Source organism: Streptomyces sp. NPDC054932, from assembly GCF_053610205.1.
The window spans coordinates 26,015-45,329 of the sequence record NZ_JBSGXU010000014.1; the positions used below are offsets into that span (position 1 = coordinate 26,015).

Annotated in this window: 17 protein-coding genes and 1 pseudogene; 7 read left to right on the forward strand and 11 right to left on the reverse strand. The window is 70.0% G+C overall.

Annotated elements, in window-relative coordinates; translation table 11 throughout:
* The first annotated feature begins 132 nt into the window (after positions 1-132).
* The 4 genes and pseudogenes from gndA (at position 133) to ACWGE1_RS06355 (ending at position 4,925) form a co-directional block, all read left to right on the forward strand.
* Complete coding sequence (gene gndA, locus ACWGE1_RS06340; protein ID WP_453419390.1) at positions 133-1,587, forward strand: NADP-dependent phosphogluconate dehydrogenase; 1,455 nt, start codon at positions 133-135, stop codon at positions 1,585-1,587.
* A 435-nt stretch (positions 1,588-2,022) separates the two neighbouring features.
* Positions 2,023-2,240, forward strand: a pseudogene (locus ACWGE1_RS06345) (ferredoxin).
* Complete coding sequence (locus ACWGE1_RS06350) at positions 2,237-3,640, forward strand: NAD(P)/FAD-dependent oxidoreductase (protein WP_453419391.1); 1,404 nt, start codon at positions 2,237-2,239, stop codon at positions 3,638-3,640. Before ACWGE1_RS06345 ends, ACWGE1_RS06350 begins: the two are co-directional and overlap by 4 nt.
* A gap of 22 nt (positions 3,641-3,662) precedes the next feature.
* Positions 3,663-4,925: a cytochrome P450 gene (locus ACWGE1_RS06355; protein ID WP_453419392.1), complete on the forward strand. Its 1,263-nt coding sequence runs from the start codon at positions 3,663-3,665 to the stop codon at positions 4,923-4,925.
* Between the two features lie 325 nt (positions 4,926-5,250).
* On the opposite strand, the gene ACWGE1_RS06360 is transcribed toward ACWGE1_RS06355, so the two are convergent.
* The 5 genes from ACWGE1_RS06360 to ACWGE1_RS06380 all read right to left on the reverse strand — a co-directional run bounded on the left by ACWGE1_RS06360 (position 5,251) and on the right by ACWGE1_RS06380 (position 9,623).
* Positions 5,251-5,895 (reverse strand): aspartate/glutamate racemase family protein, encoded by a 645-nt coding sequence (locus tag ACWGE1_RS06360; protein ID WP_453419435.1) that lies wholly within the window; start codon positions 5,893-5,895, stop codon positions 5,251-5,253.
* Positions 5,889-6,230, reverse strand: coding sequence for a GNAT family N-acetyltransferase (locus ACWGE1_RS06365; RefSeq protein WP_453419393.1), 342 nt, complete (start codon positions 6,228-6,230; stop codon positions 5,889-5,891). Before ACWGE1_RS06365 ends, ACWGE1_RS06360 begins: the two co-directional genes overlap by 7 nt.
* A gap of 15 nt (positions 6,231-6,245) precedes the next feature.
* Entirely contained in the window at positions 6,246-6,665 is a 420-nt protein-coding gene (gene panD / locus ACWGE1_RS06370; RefSeq protein WP_453419394.1) for an aspartate 1-decarboxylase, read from the reverse strand.
* 184 nt (positions 6,666-6,849) lie between these two features.
* Positions 6,850-7,938 (reverse strand): serine hydrolase domain-containing protein, encoded by a 1,089-nt coding sequence (locus tag ACWGE1_RS06375; protein WP_453419436.1) that lies wholly within the window; start codon positions 7,936-7,938, stop codon positions 6,850-6,852.
* A gap of 119 nt (positions 7,939-8,057) precedes the next feature.
* Entirely contained in the window at positions 8,058-9,623 is a 1,566-nt protein-coding gene (locus ACWGE1_RS06380) for an alpha/beta fold hydrolase (RefSeq protein WP_453419395.1), read from the reverse strand.
* Positions 9,624-10,277: 654 nt separating this feature from the next.
* Here ACWGE1_RS06380 and ACWGE1_RS06385 point away from each other — a divergent pair.
* The 3 genes from ACWGE1_RS06385 (at position 10,278) to ACWGE1_RS06395 (ending at position 13,984) form a co-directional block, all read left to right on the forward strand.
* Positions 10,278-12,497 (forward strand): hypothetical protein, encoded by a 2,220-nt coding sequence (locus ACWGE1_RS06385; RefSeq protein ID WP_453419396.1) that lies wholly within the window; start codon positions 10,278-10,280, stop codon positions 12,495-12,497.
* A 195-nt stretch (positions 12,498-12,692) separates the two neighbouring features.
* Positions 12,693-13,190, forward strand: a complete 498-nt coding sequence (locus ACWGE1_RS06390) for an NUDIX domain-containing protein (protein WP_453419397.1) — start codon at positions 12,693-12,695, stop codon at positions 13,188-13,190.
* Positions 13,191-13,288: 98 nt separating this feature from the next.
* On the forward strand, positions 13,289-13,984 hold the full coding sequence (locus ACWGE1_RS06395; RefSeq protein WP_453419398.1) for a sugar phosphate nucleotidyltransferase: 696 nt from the start codon (positions 13,289-13,291) through the stop codon (positions 13,982-13,984).
* A 6-nt stretch (positions 13,985-13,990) separates the two neighbouring features.
* Here the strand turns inward: ACWGE1_RS06395 and ACWGE1_RS06400 are convergent, their stop codons facing one another.
* The 6 genes from ACWGE1_RS06400 to ACWGE1_RS06425 all read right to left on the reverse strand — a co-directional run bounded on the left by ACWGE1_RS06400 (position 13,991) and on the right by ACWGE1_RS06425 (position 19,100).
* The gene (locus ACWGE1_RS06400; RefSeq protein ID WP_453419399.1) at positions 13,991-15,124 is read right to left on the reverse strand and encodes a DegT/DnrJ/EryC1/StrS family aminotransferase; all 1,134 of its coding nucleotides are present in this window, start codon (positions 15,122-15,124) and stop codon (positions 13,991-13,993) included.
* A complete protein-coding gene (gene rfbG / locus ACWGE1_RS06405; protein ID WP_453419400.1) occupies positions 15,121-16,194 on the reverse strand; it encodes a CDP-glucose 4,6-dehydratase in 1,074 nt (357 codons plus the stop codon). The genes ACWGE1_RS06400 and rfbG overlap by 4 nt, the downstream gene beginning before the upstream one ends.
* A 19-nt stretch (positions 16,195-16,213) precedes the next feature.
* Positions 16,214-17,005: an SDR family NAD(P)-dependent oxidoreductase gene (locus ACWGE1_RS06410; RefSeq protein WP_453419401.1), complete on the reverse strand. Its 792-nt coding sequence runs from the start codon at positions 17,003-17,005 to the stop codon at positions 16,214-16,216.
* Positions 16,986-17,777: a hypothetical protein gene (locus ACWGE1_RS06415; protein ID WP_453419402.1), complete on the reverse strand. Its 792-nt coding sequence runs from the start codon at positions 17,775-17,777 to the stop codon at positions 16,986-16,988. Before ACWGE1_RS06415 ends, ACWGE1_RS06410 begins: the two co-directional genes overlap by 20 nt.
* Positions 17,774-18,523 carry an SDR family NAD(P)-dependent oxidoreductase gene (locus ACWGE1_RS06420; RefSeq protein ID WP_453419403.1) on the reverse strand — a complete coding sequence of 250 codons (750 nt, stop codon included), beginning with the start codon at positions 18,521-18,523 and terminating at the stop codon, positions 17,774-17,776. The genes ACWGE1_RS06415 and ACWGE1_RS06420 overlap by 4 nt, the downstream gene beginning before the upstream one ends.
* Positions 18,524-18,596: 73 nt before the next feature.
* Positions 18,597-19,100 (reverse strand): VOC family protein, encoded by a 504-nt coding sequence (locus ACWGE1_RS06425; RefSeq protein WP_453419404.1) that lies wholly within the window; start codon positions 19,098-19,100, stop codon positions 18,597-18,599.
* Positions 19,101-19,315: the final 215 nt, after the last annotated feature.

The window sequence follows — 19,315 nt, forward strand, 5'->3', positions numbered from 1 at the left end:
TGCACGACAAGGGGAGCAACGGGGCGCTATTCAGCGGAACTTGACAATCCACCGAGAGGCGGGAGCGCCGCGCGGCCGACGGCGGGGTAGCGTCGGCACAGCCCGCACACCGAAGCACGCAGGAGCGCACACATGAGCACCAGCACGGCCCAGATCGGCGTCACCGGCCTCGCAGTCATGGGAAGCAACCTCGCCCGCAACTTCGCCCGCAACGGATTCACCGTGGCCGTACACAACCGCACCGCCGCGAAGACCACCGCACTCGTGGAGGAATTCGGGCACGAGGGCAGCTTCGTGGCGGCCGGGTCGGCGAAGGAGTTCGTCGACGCGCTGGAGCGCCCCCGTCGCATCGTCATCATGGTGAAGGCCGGGGAGCCGACCGACGCCGTGATCCACGAGTTCGCCCCGCTCCTGGAGGAGGGCGACGTCATCATCGACGGCGGCAACGCGCACTTCGAGGACACCCGGCGCCGCGAGCGGGAACTGCGCGAGCAGGGCATCCACTTCGTGGGCGTGGGCATCTCCGGCGGCGAGGAGGGCGCGCTGCTCGGACCGAGCATCATGCCGGGCGGTTCGACGGAGTCGTACGCCTCCCTCGGCCCGCTGCTGGAGAAGATCTCCGCGAAGGCCGCCGACGGCACGCCCTGCACCTCGCACGTGGGCCCCGACGGCGCCGGACACTTCGTCAAGATGGTGCACAACGGCATCGAGTACGCCGACATGCAGCTCATCGCCGAGGCCTACCACCTGCTGCGCGAGGTCGCCGGCTACTCCCCCGCGAAGATCGCCGAGACCTTCCGGGAGTGGAACCGGGGGCGCCTGGACTCGTACCTGATCGAGATCACGGCGGAGGTGCTCGCGCACACGGACGCCGCGACCGGGCGCCCGTACGTGGACATCGTGGCCGACGCCGCCGAACAGAAGGGCACCGGCCGCTGGACGGTGCAGATCGCCCTCGACCTCGGGGTACCGGTGTCGGGGATCGCCGAGGCCGTCTTCGCCCGGGCGGTCTCCGGCCATGCGGACCTGCGCACGGCCGCTCGCGGGCTCGCGGGCCCGACGGCCACCACGCTCGCGCCGGAGGAGGCGGATGCCTTCGCCGCGCAGGTGGAGCAGGCGCTGTACGCGTCGAAGATCGTCTCGTACACCCAGGGCTTCCACCAGATCCGGGCCGGCAGCGAGGAGTACGACTGGAACGTGGACCTGGGCGCGGTGGCCTCGCTGTGGCGCGGCGGCTGCATCATCCGGGCCGCGTTCCTGGACCGGATCCGCGCGGCCTACCAGGCGCAGCCGGAGCTCCCGAGCCTGCTGGCGGACGCGCACTTCGCCGAGGAGATCGCGGCGGCGCAGGAGGGCTGGCGGTCCGTCCTGGTGGCGGCGGTGCGCCAGGGCATCCCGGTCCCGGCCTTCGCGGCCTCGCTGGCCTACTACGACGCGCTGCGCGCGGAGCGCCTCCCCGCGGCCCTCACCCAGGGGCAGCGGGACTTCTTCGGGGCGCACACCTACCGGCGGACCGACCGCGAGGGCTCCTTCCACACCCTCTGGAGCGGCGACCGCTCCGAGGTCCGCACGGACACGCACGCCTGAGGTCCGGGGCGGGCTCGTCGGCCGGGGCCCTTGGGCGGCCCCGGCCGGCGTGCTGATGCGCTCGCGCGAACGTGCCGTCGGCGGCCCACTCCGCAGCCGGTCGTGGGCGCCCTTGCGGTCGCCGGAAGGCGGGACGAGTATTTTTCTATGGCGCAATGAGCCGGAGCGGGCCTCTGTGCCGACGCCGTCGATACGCAGGGCGCCCGTCGGCTGTGACGCGCACAGCCGACAGCCGACAGCCGTCACCGTCACGGTGGCGAGGCAGCGCACAGGACCGAGCCGGTTCAGTCGGTGGCCGTGACCGGCACGACGGCCGGGACATCCGGCCGGGTCGCTCGGCGAGGGGCCCGGGAACCGCCAGGTGGCCGCACGACCGCGTCGCCGGTCGCCGGTCGCCCTTCGCCGTGGGAGAGGCAGAGCGGAAGGAGTCTGCCCATGCGGATCGTCGTGGACCTGAATCGATGCCAGGGATACGCACAATGCGTGTACCTGGCTCACGAGGTCTTCAGGTTGAGTGGCCAGGAGGCACTCACCTACGAGCCGAACCCCGATGACGAGCGGCGCCTGCAGGTCGAGCGGGCTGCTGTGGCGTGCCGGTGCAGGCGATCGTGATCGACCGCTTGGACGGCGCGGAGCGGGGCGGGACGCCATGACCCTGCCGGCGACGGTGGCAGAGCTGGTGCGCGAGTTCAGGGCCAACGGTCGGATCGTCATCGTGGGGGCCTCACTGGCCGGGCTGCGGGCCGCGGAGGCCCTGCGCGAGGAGGGCTTCACCGGTTCCCTGACCATCATCGGGGACGAGCCGTACGAGCCCTACGACCGTCCGCCGCTGTCCAAGCAAGTACTCAAGGGCTGGGTTCCGGCCGACCACACCAAGCTGCCCCGCATGCGGGAAGTGGATGCGGACTGGCGGCTCGGGGTGGCTGCCACCGGGCTGGACCGGGCGGCCAAGCAGGTGCGCCTCGCCGACGGCGAGCAGGTCCGGTACGACCGGTTGCTGATCGCCACGGGCACCCGGGCGCGACAGTGGCCGAACCCGACCGAGGCCGCCCTGCACGGCGTCCACACGATTCGCTCGCGTGATGATGCCGCACAGCTGCAGAAGGCGCTGGCCGAGCCGCCGTCGCGGGTCCTGGTCATCGGCGCCGGGTTCATCGGCTCGGAGGTGGCCTCCGTCTGCCGGGAGCTCGACCTTCCGGTGACCGTCGTCGAGCGGGGTTCGGCGCCGCTGTCCGGTGCGCTCGGCGGGGTCATCGGGGAGATCGCCGCGCAGATGCAGCGCGATCACGGCGTGGACCTGCGCTGCGGGCTGGGCGTGTCGTCCCTGGAGGGTGACTCCGGCGGACACGTGCGGCGTGCTCGGCTCTCGGACGGAACCATCGTCGACGCCGACGTGGTGGTGGCCTCGCTGGGGTCGATCCGCAACGTGGAATGGCTGGAGGGCTCCGGGCTGGCGGCCGGTTTCTGGGGCGTCGGGTGCGACGCGGGTGGCCGTGCCTTCGACATCAACGGCGTGGTCACCGACAGCATCTACGTGGCGGGGGACGTGGCGCGTGCGCCGCACGTGCTGTACGAGTACCAGTTCCTCGCGATGGAGCACTGGGACAACGCCGTTTTCGGCGCCGAGGTGGCGGCGCACAACATGGTGAACCTCGAGCCCCACTATCGTCCGCATCTGCTGGTTCCCGGCTTCTGGTCCGGTCAGTTCGGCGTCAACATCAAGTCCGTCGGCGTGCCGCCCTTCGGTGAGGAGATCGTCTTCACGCAGGGGTCCGTCGCGGAGCGCCGTTTCGCCGCCGCCTACGGTCACCGGGGCCGGATCGTCGCCGCCGTCACGTTCGATCACGGCAAGTGGCTGGAGTACTACGGGAAGCTGATCGAGCGATCCGGTCCGTTCCCGCCCCCGCCGCCGGGCTGGGACCAGCCGCCCGGCACGAAGCCGGTGCCGGCCGAGTTCCCGGAACCCGGCGTCCCGACGGAGGTACCCGACGTCGTCCTGACCGGCCACGCCCCGAGCGGGCGGACGGCCGAGTTCCGGCCTCGACAGCACTGACAGGAAGAAGGAGGGGAGCCTCGTGGCCGAGGAAACCCCCTGGGAGCAGGCCCTCCGCTACGCAAACCGCGCCGACCCGTACCCCTTCTACGAAGAACTGCGCAAGACACCGGTGGCGCGGCAGCCGGACGGAACCTATGTCGTCAGCACCTACCGGGAGATCGTCACGCTGCTGCACGACCCCCGGGTCAGTTCGGATCCACGAAAGGGCCACGCCCCGGCCTCGGCCCAGGCGGAGGGCTCGGGAGGGTCGGAGGGTTCGGGGGAGGCGGAGGCCGAGCCGAGCATCATCACCTGCGATCCGCCCGAGCACGATCGGGATCGGCGGATGATGACCCCGCATTTCGTCGGCCCGCCCCATTCGCCCGACCTGATTTCCGAAATGGAGCCCGAGATCCGCCGCCTCGTCGACGGCCTCCTGGACCGCATGCGGGGCAAGACCAGGATCGATGCCGTCGACGACTTCGCCTATCCCCTGCCGGTGACGGTGATCTGCAAGGTTCTGGGCGTGCCACTGGAGGACGAGCCACGCTTCCACCACTGGATCGAGACCGCCCTGGGCGCTTGGGAGTACGGCCCCGAGACCGCCTCCGAAGACTTCCGGAGTCGGCTGGCCGAGGGCAATCAGGCCGTGCAGGAGTTCGGACGGTTCGCAGCCGGGCTGTACGACCGGTACGCCCGGCAGCCCGGCCCGGGCATGCTCTCGGCGATGGTGAACGAGGACGACCCGGAGGGACGGATGCCCAAGGGCCTGCTCACGAGCAATGCCCTGCTCCTGATCTTCGCCGGGCATGAGACCACGGTGAATCTCATCGCCCACAGCGTGCTCACCCTGCTGCGGCACCCCGACGCTCTCGAGAAGCTGCGCCGTCGGCCCGAGCTGATCGTGCCCGGTGTGGAGGAGCTGCTGCGCTTCGAGTCTTCGGTGCAGTTCTGGCCCACCCGCTCCGCCGTGAAGGACATCGACATCGCCGGCACCACCATCCCCAGGGGGGCGCCGATCTTCCTGGCGTACGGCTCGGCGAACCGCGATCCGGAACAGTTCACCGACCCCGACGAGCTCGACCTTGAGCGCCGCGACAACCAGCACCTCGGATTCAGCCAGGGCATCCACTTCTGCTTCGGCGCTCCGCTCGCGCGGCTCGAGGTCCAGAACGCGGTCGGCGAGTTCGTCCGCCGGGTGGAAAACCCCCGGCTCGTCGAGGACCCGCCGCCGTACCGGCGCAACCAGATCTTCCGCGGACCGCGGCACGTCCTGGTCGACATCGACGGCATCCGCGACTGACCCGGAGCGGGCAGGGGCGGCGCCCGCCGGACTCCGCCTCACCACTGTCTTCATCCGGACAGCACGGTGATCAGCAGGAAACGGTCTCCCGGCTGAGGGGCCCCGGCTGCGGGATCGGCGCGGGCCCCGGGGGCGGCGGGATCGGGTCCGGCTCGGGCACCGGGCCGGGCACGGGCGGCACCGGCCGCGGGATGGGCTCGGGATCCGGGAACGGGTTGGGCCCCGGGACGGGGTCGGGGCCGGGCACGGGCGGCTGTGTCTCGTCTGCATCTTGTTTTCGCACCATACGGCCCACTTTCCCGCGATTGCAGCCCGTATGCCTGCCCTACGGGGTCGAACGCAGCGCCAGGCCTGCAGCCAGGCCCGGAGCCGGGCTGGAGAGCACGGGGATCCGGCCGGCGGCCAGGTCCGCGGCACCGGCCATGGAGGCCTGCGCCAGCACGATGACGTCCGCGTCGGTGACGGAGTCGACGGCCTCGGCCACGCGGGCCAGGTACCCGGCGGTGTCCGCCGCCTCGAAGCGGTCCCAGGCCCCGGCGACCAGGTGCGTACGGATCGACACGGGCAGAGCACCGGCCTCCTCGGCCAGCAGGTCCCCCGTCGGGCCGAGGGTCGACTCCAGGGCGGCCAGTACGACGATCCGGGCGCCGGTCCGTACCGCCGCGGCCGCCATCGGCCGGTCCACCCGCAGCACCGGGGCGCCGAGCGCCGGACCCAAGGACTCCGCAGTCGCCCCGATGGTCGAACAGGTGACCAGTACGGGCACTGCTTCGGCCTCGGCTCCGGCTTCGGCAAGCAGCCCCAGCAGGGCCGGAGCCACCGACTCAGGCCCGTCTGCGCGGGCCCGGTCCAGCAGCTCCGGCACCACCAGGTGCCTCAGCACGGCCCCCGGATGGTTCCGGTCGCGCAGGTCGTCGAAGACCGGGACGTGCACGGGCGAGGTGTGCAGCAGGAGCAGATCGGTCACCAGAGGTCGGGGGCCGAGGCGAGCTGCGCCTTGGCCGCCTGTACCACCTCGGCGGCCGGCTCGGGCGCCTCATCGGGGTGTTTGACGGCCCAGCTCGCCGCATACGGGCACAGCGGCACCACGGGAACCCCTTCGGCGGCCGCGATCCCGTAGAAGGTCCTCACCAGCCCGCCCGCGATCCCGCGGCCCTCGTGGCCCGCCTCGACGATGGTGTGCACCGCGACCAGGGCATGGGGTGCCTCGGCGAGCACGAAGTACGCGATGTGGCCGACCACCGCCCCGTCCTCGACGGCGAGCAGCCGTCCGGCGCCGCGGTCGTCCTGGAATTCGATCGGCATGGTCCCCGCCTCCCGTCAGACAGCCACGGCGTGGGGGCTGCGCCGCTGGTCCGTGTCCGGTACCGGAGCGGAGGCGTCCGTCCCCAGCTCGACGATCCGATTGTCGCCGTCCACGTGCACGACGCGGGGCTTCAACGCCCGGGCCTCGGCATCCTCGACCTGCGCGTAGCTGATGAGGATGACCAGGTCCCCGGGGTGCACCAGATGGGCGGCGGCGCCGTTGATCCCGATGACCCCGGACCCGCGCTCCCCCTCGATGACGTAGGTCTCGAGTCGCGCACCGTTGGTGATGTCCACGATGTGGACGAGCTCCCCGGGCAGCAGATCGGCCGCGTCCAGCAGGTCCGCGTCGACGGTCACGGACCCGACGTAGTGCAGGTCGGCCTGGGTGACGGTGGCCCGGTGGATCTTGGACTTGAACATGGTACGAAGCATGCGAATACTCCCGAAGTGTCTGCTCCCTGCCTGCTTCCCGCAGGTCAAGGGCGTTCGCCGGAGCCTACAACGATTCGCATGTCCGGGTCAGCTCCCCCAGGGTCTTCAAGGGCTCCTGCCGACCCGTTGCCGACCGGCCTCCGGCCCGGCCTCCCGCCCGGCCTCCGGCTCGGCTTGCGGGCGTTCATTTGGCCCATATGTCCAGCAGTTGGTTGGCCGCACGGAAATTGTCGGGTGAATCCACGTTGCACGCGACGGTCACGGCGGTGTTGCGGTCCGGGCTCACCTCGAAGGTGCTGTGAAATCCCTCCCAGTCGCCCCGGTGCACCAGGCCCTTGTCGGGGAGCAGGAGCATTCCGGCCCCGTACCGCCCTTCTTCGATGCCGCGCGGGCGCAGGACGTCGCCCACACTCACCGCTCCCTCCGTGACTCCGGTGAGCAGTTCCGTCCCGCCGATGCGACCGGTGCGGTAGTTGTCGGCCCAGCGGACGAATTCTCCGGGGGTGGTTTGGACGGAGCCGTCTCCGTACTGTTTCCAGGGGGAGGAAACGGGACTGAAGGAGCCGTCCTTCTCGTCGTACGACTTCGCCTTGCCGGGAACGTCCACCGCCGGGGACAACGTCATGCGCAGGTGCAGTGGGGTGAAGAATTCCTGTTGGAGGAAGGCCGGGAACGGCTTTCCGGTGACCCTCTCGACGACGTGCGCCAGGAGGACGTAGTTGGAGTTGGAGTAGGCGAAACGCTTACCCGGCGGGTCTTCCGGTTCCGAGGCGAGGATGGCCGCGATCGCTTCCTCCTGGCCGGCCGGATCCGTCAGCCCGATCCCCTTGGCCTCCAGCAGGTCCTGGTAGTCGGTGATGCCGCTGGTGTGACGCATCAGGTCGCCCAACGTGACGTCCCGTGTCCAGGCGGGCGGGTCGTCGAGGAACTCGGACAGGCGGTCGTCCAGCGCGAGTTGGTGCCGCCCGGCCAGCAGGAGGACAGCGTCTGCGGTGAATTGCTTGGAGTTGGACGCCATGTCGAAGACCGTCTTCGAGGTGATGGTGCGCCCGGTCGCCAGATCGGCCTTGCCCCTCCCCGCCTCCCAGACCACACGTCCCCGTATGCCGACGGCTGCCGCACAGCCCGGGCCGTCAGGAGAAGGCACCAGTTCCTGGAGGACATCTGCGCTGCGCTGCGCCCGGTCGTCGCCGGACGCGTATGCCGGTGGGGGTGCGGCACCGGCCAGTACTGCCGCGATCATGGCGCCCCCGGCGGTGCACAACGGCACCATCCGATTCACGGACACCACCTTCTATCTGTGACGACGGCGGCACGGCTCAGGGTCCGGGCGACGTACGGGCCGTTGTCGCGCAACCGTCGTACATGTGGGAGTGACATCTGCCCTCCCGGTCACTTCGGAGTGGTCGTGAACGGTTCCCACCCGAGGCCCGCCACGCACCCGGTGTCGGGCGCGGTCGGACGGGTGAGGAAGGACGCCAGCACCTTCTGGGCGCAGGACGACTGCGGGACCACCCAGTGCCCGATGCCGGGGACCTGCACGGTGGTCGAATGGGGCAGCGTACGGGCGGTCTTCTGTGCCCAGCTCGCCCCGGTCTTCATGTCGCCCGTGCCGTTGATGAAGAGCGTCGGCACGGAGCTGACGGGCGCCACACGTACCGTGGCGGTGCGGTCCGGGACGTTCCAGACGCGGCACACCTGATCCTGGAAGGCCAGTTGCGGTGCCTGGGCCAGGACCTGGTCCGGCCAGTCGGGGAACGCCCGGCGGCCCGCGTTCAGCACGTCGGACGCCGAGTGGTCCGGCACCCACTCGCTGCACACGACCGAGTTCGTCAGACCGTGGGCGCTCTGGCCGACGACCGGGACCGAGCCGGCGGCGCGGGCGCGGGCGAAGCGCTCCGGACGGCCGTGGGCGAGTTCGTCGATCGCCGCCGGGACCTCGGCGAACGGAATCGCCTTGGCCACCAGCAGGTTCACCAGCGCGCCGCCGTCGAGGACGACCTTCACCGGGTCACCGCCCTGCGGCGGCTCGACGTTCAGCGTCAGGGGATGGGCCTCCAGTTTGCGCACCTGCTCGTTCAAGGTGCGCTCGAGGTCCGGGTAGCGGCTCTTGCAAGCCGGCTCCGCCGCGCATGCCTTGTAGAGGTTTTCGAGGCCCTCCCGGGCGCCGGCCCAGGCGAAGGGCAGGGAGACGTCCCGCGGAGGGGCGATGGAGTCGAACGCCACCGAGCGGATCCCCTGGGGGTGCAGGCGCAAGTAGGTCAGGGCCAGGTTGCTGCCGTAGGAGTGGCCGTAGACGTTCCACTGTTTGATGCCGAGCGCCGTGCGCAGGTCGGCGAAGTCGGCTGCGTTCTCGGTGCTGTTGTAGGCGCTCAGGTCGGTTCCGTCGGCCGTCAGGCGGGCCCGGCACTGCTTCACCGCGTCGAGCATGAGCTTCTCCGTCTGCGGTGCGTAGGAGGGGAGCCCGACGGACTTGGCGTAGAAGCGGTCCAGTTCCGGGCAGGCGAGGTTGGGCTCGTCGTAGAGATTGCCGCGCTGGGCCATGATGATCAGTTCGCGATCCCGGTTCAGGCCGGAGGAGACCAGGAACGGGATGTCGTCGAAGGTCTCGCCCCCGGGGCCGCCCGACATGAACACCACGGGGTCCTGGGCGGGCTTCGCCGAGGTGGCCGGGATGACCGCGACGGCAAGCCGGATGGTCCGCCCGCCGGGGCGGTCACGGTTCTCGGGCACCTCCAGGAATCCGCACCGGGCGGTGGCCAGCGCTCCGATCGGCTCAGGCGTCCTGGGACACGGCCCGGGCACGAAGCGCGCCGCGGCCGCCGTGCCGGGCCCGGTGCCGGCATCGGTACGGGCATCCCATGGGGCGGCGCCCGCCGGCGTCGGGCCGAGTGCTGCCAGGAGGGCCAGACCGGCCCCGGCTGCTGCCGTCCCGTTGCGGTGGCTGTGCTCTGCCATGTGATCCCGTTCCTCTGCCGATCGACGGCTGCCCGCCGGGCGACGCCGTCGCGGTATGGGCGGAACGCACGTAATCCGACGTTACCGGGTGGTCCGAACACGCGCACACGGACGGCCTCCGCCCTCGCACACAGCACCCCTCTCGGAGACCTGGAAATCCTCCGGCACTCACGGGGGGGGTCGCCCCTAACATTGATCGGAAAGTAACACAACCCCATTCATCAGATTGAGTGAGACCATCCTGGCGATGCGTGGGCTACTTTTCCTAACTCCCTTCATTGGTTCACAGGTTCGACAGGCACTTCGTGAGAGTGAACGCTCCAAGCCGAGGCCCCCACGGGCGTTGGAGGGTGCCACGATTCCGCTCACCTGCTTAGCAATATCAGGCGTTGGGGGAGTTGACCGGCCGGTCGATGCTGCCGCGTCTCTCCTGAAGGGCTTCGATCATGGACTCTCCTACGGAACCTACTCGTTCGAGTGAAGATCCGATGAAGTGCCGTCCTCGTTGTCGGATCAGCCTTTGGATCACCGTAGCCAGGTTCGTTCTCGTGGGCCTTGGGCTGTTCACCGACAACCCCGCCGTGCGCGCGGCGCACAGGATCGCCGCCTGGGTCGCCGGTCAGCTCCGGGACTCCGAGTGATGTGAGGATGCACATGCCTGAAGCCGTCATCAAGGGTCCGTTTCCGTTGCCCGCTTCCAAGGAGGCCCAAGAAGACTGGATCGACGCCGTGTTGGCCACCGACGGGGTCAACCTTCCCCGCGGCGCACTGGAGAACATGGCGCCCTTCATCGCCGATCCCGAGGACATGCTCGGAGACCCGGACTCGGACGGTGTCCGCAGGCTCAAAGGTGGCGCGGTGCGCCGTATCCGGACGGATGCCGGTGAGATGCTGGTGGCGGTCGTCCGCATGCACGGTGTCGGCGGGGTGTTGTGGAGTCACAATGAGCGCATCAGTTCGATCTGGCGTTCCGTGGCGGACCCGACGGTGGCGCAGGGAACCGAGAAGGCGCTGGCTTCGGTGCGCCCTTGGAGTCATATCGACGACGAGGGGCGCGAACACTCCCTCGCGGCCCTGCAGAGTTCCGTACCGAACCGGCAGGCATTGATCATGGATGCCGAAGACGCTGCGGATGCGTTGTTGAAGTACGACCGGCTGCGAAAGTACGACCTCGGCGAGGATCTGGTCCTCAATGGGCAGCAGGAGCCCGGAATGTACGTTCCGCAGTACATCCAATTGCAGGACAATCCGGACGTGGACACTGAAGGAAATCCCCTCTATCCGGACGCGTATTGGGGATGGATGGCGGTGCGCGGAAATAATCGAACACAGAAGCGCCAATCGATCTTTCGTTTGAGTTCCGGGGAGGTGCTCGCGGGCGTCCCGGCCGAGAAGCTGGGGCGGGCCGAGGGCGGCATCGTCTGCGACCCGCAGGTGTGGCTCGCCGAATTCTCCACTCTGCTCAACCGGGAATTCTGCGAATCGGAAGAGGACTTGGATCCGAAGACCGGTGCCCGGGCGCACCGCGCCGCGGCCATCGCCGTCGTGGAAGCGCATCTCGTCATCGGCACCCCGACTCCGCAGCGCCTTTACCGCATCGTCCAGATGAGCAACCGCCGCGACCACGTGAACCCTCCGCTGGAGTTCGATGCCGTCGGTCGTTCCCGCGCCCTGGGGCGTGGTGTTCTGGGTATGTACGTCGCGCGGCAGCTCATGGACGAGAAGACCGCAGAGGTGCTGTCCGGGTTGGCGCCCATCCGCGAACTCCCCGACGTCTCACCGGACATGTCGGTCTCGGAGTTGCGCGATCGGCGGTCCATGGCGCTGCTGCAAGCCGTGTTCCCCACCGACCCGCTCAAGCGTCAGCTGCTTCAGCGGGCACTCAGCGAGAATCCGCCGTCCCAGCTGAAGGCGACCGAGATCCACCAGCGTGCCCGGGCCTGGTCGGCCCTCACGTCCGAGAGCTACCCGAAGCCGTGGAATCCGAGGATCGGCGAGATCTTCACCACCAAGATCAGGGACGGTGTGGTCCTCTCCGGACGCCCGCTGCCGGATCTGCTGGCGGCCGCGAACACCGACAACGACGCGTTCGAGGAGTTGGTCTCGTACCGTGCGGTGCACTGGCTCGCCTCCTTCGCCCTGGTGGAACCCGACCGTGGTTCGCTGGACGGCCAGGAGGCGATCGACGACATGGGCGGGCGCGTGGCCAGAGAGCGACGGACGGTGACGAACGTCCTACAGGCCCTGCGCCACGAGAAGAAGCGGATGATGGCGGTCGGCGTCCTCAGGGAGCTGGTTGCGGCGATGGACGACGGGGACCGCAGGCCGTGGCGGGTCAGCAGCAATGGGATGGCGAGGCCGGGCCATGAGATGACGCCCCTGTGGTTCGACATGGAGTTCCCCAAAGAGATGGGCACGCGGCCTCGCAGGGCGCCCGTGCCCCCGCCCGCCGCGCCGCCCACCACCTCCCCCTCTCCACAGGCCGCGACCCCTGCACGGGAGCAGGTCTGGGCCCAGACGGAGACCGAACCCCCGGCACTCGGCGCAGCCGTCGGCCCGGCCGCCGTCCTCCCCTCCCAGGGGGCGCCGGCCCCGCACCCGGCGCAGCTGGCGAGCCCTGCGAGCCCTCCCGCTGGGCCGCCTGCGGCGGACGCCCTGATGGTGAGGATCGAGGAGCTGATCCACGGTGTCAGTGAAGGATCAACCGAGATCCTCCGACTGCTCCGGGAGCTGCAGAACCTGGCGAAGGATTCCCCGGCGTCCCCGCCCATCACCCGTGACCGGGCCGACGCGGCTGTACGCCGCCTTACCCAGACGGTGGCCCGCCTGCGCGAACTGCCCGAACTCGTCGAGACCATGGCGGAATCGGACTGACGGGACGCGACCACGCGCATCCCCTGGCTCTTCGGCTGCGCCTGATCACGTCCCCCGTCCCCGGCGCCGCCCTGTGCGCAACGGGGCGCGCGTCCACCGTTCGGCAGGTCTCCCGGGCCTGCCGAACGGCATCTCCGCCATCGGCCGGCCGAGCGGGACTGGCCGTAGGTGCACCGGACTTGGCATGCTGGCCGCATGGCGGATGCAGAGGCGGTCGACATCGACGGCTTCCGTCACGAAATCCTTTCGACGGAGCTCTCGTGGCGGCCGAGCGTCTACGCGGTACTGCTGCGGCAGGACAGCGTCCTGCTCGTCCCGCAGAAGGAGAGGGGCTTCGATCTGCCCGGCGGGGGCGTCGAGTTGGGGGAATCGCTCGCGGCGGCCGCGGCCCGGGAGGTCGGCGAGGAGACCGGCCTGCGGGTCGCTCCCGGTCCTGTCGTGGCCGTCCGGGAGTCCTTCTTCGTCTGGGCTCCCGACGACCCGGCCGCACGGGCGGCCTACCAGTGTCTGATGTTCTACGTCACCGCCACGGTGATCGGTGGCAGTCTGAGCACCGAAGGATTCGACGAACGGGAGCGCCGGGACGCGGATCTGGCGCGCTGGATCCCGCTGGCCGACCTCGACTCGCTGAAGGTGGCGAGCAGCGCCGACTTCCGCCCGGTCGTCATGGCCGTTGCCGCTGGGCGCCGTTGAGGCTTCCAGCGCGGCTTCCTATGCTGACCCCCTGCAGGTGCCTCCATCGAACGGCTTGACACACGTCCGGACCAGGCTGACGTAAGGATGTATCGCACGTGGAGCCGTTGTCACTGGTAGTTCTCGCGGGAGGGCGGGGAAGCCGCCTGGGCAGCCTCACCGATTCCAGGCCGAAGCCGCTCGTACCGATCGGCGGCCGGCCCGTCCTGTGGCACATTCTCAAGGCCTACGAAGCCGTGGGCGTCTGCCATACCGTGATCGCGGGCGGTTATCGCGTCGAGCAGTTGAGCCAGGCCTTTTCCGGCGACGAGACGGTGGAGGTGGTGGACACCGGGCAGGGCACGAACACCGGCGGGAGGCTTCTGCGGCTCGCCGACCGGCTGCCGGAGACCTTCTGTCTCACCTATGCCGACGGCCTCAGCGACGTTCCCTTGACCGATGTCATCGATCTTCACCTCGGCCGGCGACTGCAGGCGACGGTCACCGCCGTGCATCCGCCCTCGCGCTTCGGCACCCTGGCGCTGTCCGGGAACGCGGTCACCAGCTTCGAGGAGAAGACCACGCTGCAGTCGGTCTGGGTCAACGGCGGATTCATGGTGCTCAACAAGAGCGTCCTCGATCTCGTGGCGGGCGACGGGACCAGCCTGGAACAGGAGGTGCTGCCCAAGCTGGCCGCCAGTGGCCAGCTGGCCGCGTACCGGCACGAGGGTTTCTGGCACCCGATGGACACCACGGCGGACATGGAACTGCTGGATCGGCTCTGGCACGGGCCGGCGCCGTGGCGAACGTGGTAGCCCCGCTCAACTCCGCTTCCGGCAGCCGGTCATCGCTTCCTCCAGAGTCGTGCACACACGGTCGATTTCGGCCGTGGACATGTCGTGGTAGCTCGGCAGGTTGACGGCGCGCTCGGCGAAGGCGCGGGCCGCGGGACAGACGTCCGAGGTCTTTTCGAACATCGGCAGCGTCGAAAGGCTGGGGAAGACGAGCCGGGCGTCGATGCCCGCGTCGAGGAACGCCCCGCGCAGGTCCCTGCCGCGGATTTCGGCCGGCCCGACGCATTCGGCTGTCGGCATCCAGGCTCCGAGTCCGTCCTGTGGCCGGCACGTGTTCAGGCGCAGGGAGGGCAGCCCGCCCAGACGCTCACGGTAGAGCTCGAGGATCCGCTTCTTCCGGCCGATCAGTTCGTCGAGCCGCTCGACCTGCCCGAGTCCGAGCGCCGCCTGCAGATTGGACATCCGGTACTTGTAGCCGATCGTCTCGGGCACGAAGTCCGCGGCCCGCCCCGGCGCACGTCCGTGGTTGTTGAGGACGCGCACCGCATCCGCGAGATCCGTGTCCCGCGTCAGCAGCATGCCGCCTTCTCCGGACGTGATCGTCTTCGTCCCGTGGAACGAGAAGACCGAGAACCGGCCGACACTGCCGGCCCGGCGCCCGTCGATCAGCGTTCCGATGCCCTCCGCCGCGTCCTCGATCAGCGCGACGCCTCGCTCCTCGCACAGCTCCGCCAGCCCCACGACGTCACAGGGGTTGCCGTACAGATGCACGGCGATCACGGCACGGGTCCTGTCCGTGAGCCGGGATTCCACGGTTTCCGGGGTGATGCACCAGGTCACGGGGTCGATGTCGGCGAAGCGGACCGACGCGCCGAGGTGGACGGCAGGGGCGACGGACGCGATCCAGGTGATGTCCGGAGCGATGACCTCGTCCCCCGGACCGATCCCGAGGGTCGCCAGGCCCAGATGGAGAGCGCCGGTCGCGCTGGAGGTGCTCACGGCACACGGAACGCCGACATGGTCGGCGAATGCCCGTTCGAAGCGCCCGATGTAGTCGTAGCAGTGCTCGCCCCACCCGTGCGTCGCGGCGTCCAGCACGTAGCCGATCTCCAGGTCGGTGATCGAGGGGCGGGTGTAGGGGATCCCCTCGTACCGCGTCATGCCGTCTCCCCCTTCTCGTACGCCCTGATCATGTCCCGGCACACGGTCAACGGCTCCCCGCCCTCGTGGACGAGCCGGTACCAGCGCAGCGTCTCCCGAATGGCTTCGTCGACGCCGAATCTGTTGGAGAACCCGAGCTCTCGGTGGGCCTTCGACGCGTCGATCCGCAGCCAGGCCGATTCGCAGGAGGCGTCCTCGCCGCTGCCGAGGATCGCCTCCCCCTGCGGATACAGGGTCCGGGCCGCGGCGACCACGGAGGCCACGTCCACCGTGTCGTCCGCGCACGGGCCGAAGTTGTAGGCCCCTTCCGGAGCCTCTCCCCGGCTCAGTCGCTCGGCGAGCGTGAGATAGCCCGTGAGGACGTCGAGCACGTACTGCCAGGGGCGCACATGGCGGGGATTGCGCACGAGGACCGGCCTTCCCGCCTGCCACGCCCGGACGATGTCGGGAACGAGCCGGGACTCCCCCCAGTCGCCGCCGCCCACGACGTTCCCCGCACGAGCGCTCGCCACCCGGATGCCGGCCGGGCCGAGGTAGGCGTCGCGGTAGCACTCGGTGACGAGCTCGGCGCACGCCTTGCTCACCCCGTACGGCTCGTTCCCACCGAGCAGGTCGGCTTCCCCGTAGCGGTTCCCGGGACCCGGGTTCCGGTAGACCTTGTCGGTGGTCGCCACGACGACGGCGGCCGCGGATCCGCCGCGGCGCACGGCTTCCAGCAGGCTCGCCGTGCCCAGCACGTTGTGGGAGAGGGTGCCGAGCGGATCCGCGAACCCGCGCGCGACGATCGCCTGGCCCGCCAGGTGCACGACGATCTGCGGCTGTGCGGCCTCGACCGCCCGCTGGAGGGCGTCGAGGTCCCGCACGTCCCCGCGGAGGTCCCGGCAGAGCGCCCGCACGCCCGCTGCCGAGAACAGGCTCGGCTCATCGACCGTGGGCAGGCTGTATCCCGTCGTCTCGGCCCCCAGGTGGTCGAGCAGGACGGTCAGCCAGCTCCCCTTGAACCCGGTGTGCCCGGTGACGAAGATCCGCTTCCCGGCCCAGAACTCCTCGCTCAACAGCCCCATGCGCATGCGTGCCCCCAGGCATTCGTCAGTACGTCAGCAGACCGCCGCTCACGTTGAACACCGATCCGGTCATGTACTCGGCCGCGTCCGAGACCACGAATCCCACGACCCCGGCGATCTCCGAGGGCTCGGCCGGGCGCTGCCAGGGAATGGCTGCGGCCTGACGGGCGAGCGCGTCGGGGGTGAGCTGGCCGCGCAGCATCTCGGTGTCGACGAGCCCGGGCACGATCGCGTTGACGGTGATGCGCAGGGGCGCGAGTTCGCGCGCGATCCCGCGCACCAGGGTGACCACCCCGCCCTTGCTCGCGGCGTAGGCGAGGGAACCGTCGTATCCGCCCGTCCACCAGGCGTCCGAGGCCAGGGCGACGATACGGCCACCCGTGCCCTGCTCCCGCATGACCCGGGCGCATTCCTGCGCCAGGAAGAAGGTGCTCCTGAGGTTGGTACGGATGTGCAGCTCCCAGTCCTCTGCGTCCACGTCGAAGAAGGGCGTGCGCTTCAGCACGCCGGCGGCGTGGACCAGGACGTCGACGCCTCCCAGTTCCCGCTCGGCGGCCTCGACCACACGGCGCGCCGATGGGACCGCCGAGAGGTCCTCGGCCACGCGTACGACGGGTGCGTCGCGCCAGGGCTCCAGCTCACGCGTGGTGCGGTCGACGACGCAGACCGCGGCGCCCCTGTCCACGAGCAGACGGGCGACCGCCGCCCCGATGCCCCGTCCGGCTCCCGTCACGATCGCCCGCCTGCCGCCGAGGTCGTGCGCGCCAAAGTCGTGCGCGCCGGAGCCGTCCCCGGCCTCAGTCCGCCACGACGCCATGGGCGTACCGTTCGGTGAGGGTCACGTCGTAGGCCGGCAGGACGGCGGCCCCGGAGCTCTCCAGGAACTCCTGCAGCCGGGAGGACTCGGCCAGGGACCGGGTGAGTCCCAGGGGCAACCGCCTGCTGAAGTTCTCGCGATGGAAGATCCCGTCGGTCCAGACCACCGGTCCGCCCCTCGTGCCGATGGTGACGGCCAGGGATTCGGGGTGATGGACGCCCACGGCCGCCGTCGTGACCCCGGGTGCGATCACGTCCTGGTCGTCGAGGAGGTTGACCCGGTTCCAGGCGTCGAACAACACGTACTCCATGACCCCCCTCGGTACGGACAGCTCACGTGCCTGTGTCTGGTCGAGCACGCGGGAGCGCGACGGCGCGAGGAAATCGGCCCATCCCGATCGCAGCAGGTGCAGCGTGGCACGCGGGAACTCCCGTACGTCCGAGACGGAGTACGCCTGGAACGGGGAAAGGACGACGTCGGTGACGGCCTCGGGAACGATGCCGAGGGCACGGAGCTGATCGCGGACGGACGTGCCGAGCCGCATCCTCGCCCGGGGATGGCCCGAGTACTGCTCCCACAGCCGGTCCAGTTCCGGATCGGGGCGCGACATGCCCGCGTTGACGAGTATGCAGCGGGACGCGTTGCGGATCAGCACGGCCGAGAAGGCGAGGGTGATCCATTCGTCCCAGTGGCTCATCCAGAAGACCTCCGGTCCGCGCACGTCCGCCCGGCCGAACTCCAGCACGCGCACCGCATACCGGTCGTCCGTCATGCGCTGAATCCCCCGTCGACCATGAGGGCCGCCCCGGTGGTGAACGAGGAGGCCGCGGACATCAGGAAGTACGCCGACTCGGCCACCTCACGGGGTGCGGCGTACCTGCCGAGGGGGTGGGCGGCCAACTCGGCCGCGACGGCCTCGGCGTAGGGAACCGGTCTGGCCAGCATGTCGGCGTGCTGCATGGGAGTGTCCACCGCACCGGGTGCGATCACATTGACCCGGATGCCACGGGGGGCCAACTCCCGTGCGAGCGCCTTGGCGAACATCATGATGCCTCCCTTGCTGGCGCAGTAGGCAGCGAAGTTCTCCGCACCGTGCAGGCTGGAGATCGACCCGGTGAACAGGATCGAGGCGCCACGGCCGAGGAACGGAAGCGCCGCGCGCGTGACGAGGAACGCTGCGGTCAGATTGGTGCCGAGGATCGCGTTCCACATCTCCACCGAGGTCTCCGCCAGGCCCCGGTAGTACGCCACACCGGCATTGCTCCAGACACCGGTCAGGCGTGTTCCCGGTGCAACGGCCGCGGCGAAGGCTCCCTCGACGCTCTCGGCGTCGGAGACGTCGCAGGCGACGAAGACGGCGTCCCCTCCGCGGTCCCGTATCTCCGCGGCCACGGCCGCACCGGCCGGATCCCGGTCCAGCAGGACGACGGCGGCCCCCCGTTCGGCGAACAGTAGGGCACCCGCACGCCCGATTCCCGAAGCCGCCCCCGTGATGACCACTCGGTCCTGAGTCTCCACTCGGTCTCCCTCCCCTTGGCCGCGCTTCGTTGATCGGGCCCGCACGCCCGCCCCGCGAGTGCCGCTGCGGCCGTCAGGGCAGGTGGCCGGTGTCGTGCAGCCAGCGCGGTGACTCGATGAGTTCCACCCGTACGCCCTCGGGGCCGAGGACGAGGACGACCTTGCCGCCGCGGACGGGGCCGATGGTCGGCACGACCGGATCGGACAGCGTCCGATACCCGGCGGCTCTGACCCGCCGGCACATGGCGTCGGCGTCGGACACGGCGAGGGCGAGGTGGGCGGTGCCGGGCGCCGCATTGCGGGCGTCCGCGGCCTGGACGGAGACGTGCCCGAAGTGCACGAGCTCCACGGCGAACGTGGAGCCGGCGACCCGCAGGACGACCGCCTCCATCTCGTAACCGGGATCGGCCAGCAGCGTGCCGAGGTAGGGCGCACGGGGCGACCAGCGGAAGGCCACTTCCAGTCCGAGGACGTCCACGAAGAACGGGAGGGCCGCATCGATGGAGGTGACGTGGATGCCGATGTGGTGCGGTGCCAGCACCCTCGGGATCGACTGCTCGCTCGGTCGCCGTTCCACCACTCTCCTCATGAGCATGACAGCCACTCGCCCGGTCTTCGTCAGGCTAGTGGAGGCCCCCGGCCCTGTCGATGGCACGGGATGCGGCACCCGCCGGGGGCCGGCCGCGGCCGCACGTCCGTCGACTGGCGTGTCTCATCTACGACTGTCGCGGCATCGCCGTGCCCGGTTCGCCGACGCTAGACTGCGACCTTTATCCGGAAATCTGCGGAGGG

Coding starts and splice junctions, on each gene's coding strand:
- ACWGE1_RS06410 (WP_453419401.1), bottom strand. CDS start 17,005: ATGGCGTCGTGGCGGACTGAGGCCGGGGACGGCTCCGGCGCGCACGAC.
- ACWGE1_RS06350 (WP_453419391.1), top strand. CDS start 2,237: ATGACCCTGCCGGCGACGGTGGCAGAGCTGGTGCGCGAGTTCAGGGCC.
- ACWGE1_RS06415 (WP_453419402.1), bottom strand. CDS start 17,777: ATGACGGACGACCGGTATGCGGTGCGCGTGCTGGAGTTCGGCCGGGCG.
- ACWGE1_RS06375 (WP_453419436.1), bottom strand. CDS start 7,938: ATGGTGCCGTTGTGCACCGCCGGGGGCGCCATGATCGCGGCAGTACTG.
- ACWGE1_RS06400 (WP_453419399.1), bottom strand. CDS start 15,124: ATGACGCGGTACGAGGGGATCCCCTACACCCGCCCCTCGATCACCGAC.
- ACWGE1_RS06385 (WP_453419396.1), top strand. CDS start 10,278: ATGCCTGAAGCCGTCATCAAGGGTCCGTTTCCGTTGCCCGCTTCCAAG.
- panD (WP_453419394.1), bottom strand. CDS start 6,665: ATGCTTCGTACCATGTTCAAGTCCAAGATCCACCGGGCCACCGTCACC.
- ACWGE1_RS06365 (WP_453419393.1), bottom strand. CDS start 6,230: ATGCCGATCGAATTCCAGGACGACCGCGGCGCCGGACGGCTGCTCGCC.
- rfbG (WP_453419400.1), bottom strand. CDS start 16,194: ATGCGCATGGGGCTGTTGAGCGAGGAGTTCTGGGCCGGGAAGCGGATC.
- ACWGE1_RS06390 (WP_453419397.1), top strand. CDS start 12,693: ATGGCGGATGCAGAGGCGGTCGACATCGACGGCTTCCGTCACGAAATC.
- gndA (WP_453419390.1), top strand. CDS start 133: ATGAGCACCAGCACGGCCCAGATCGGCGTCACCGGCCTCGCAGTCATG.
- ACWGE1_RS06380 (WP_453419395.1), bottom strand. CDS start 9,623: ATGGCAGAGCACAGCCACCGCAACGGGACGGCAGCAGCCGGGGCCGGT.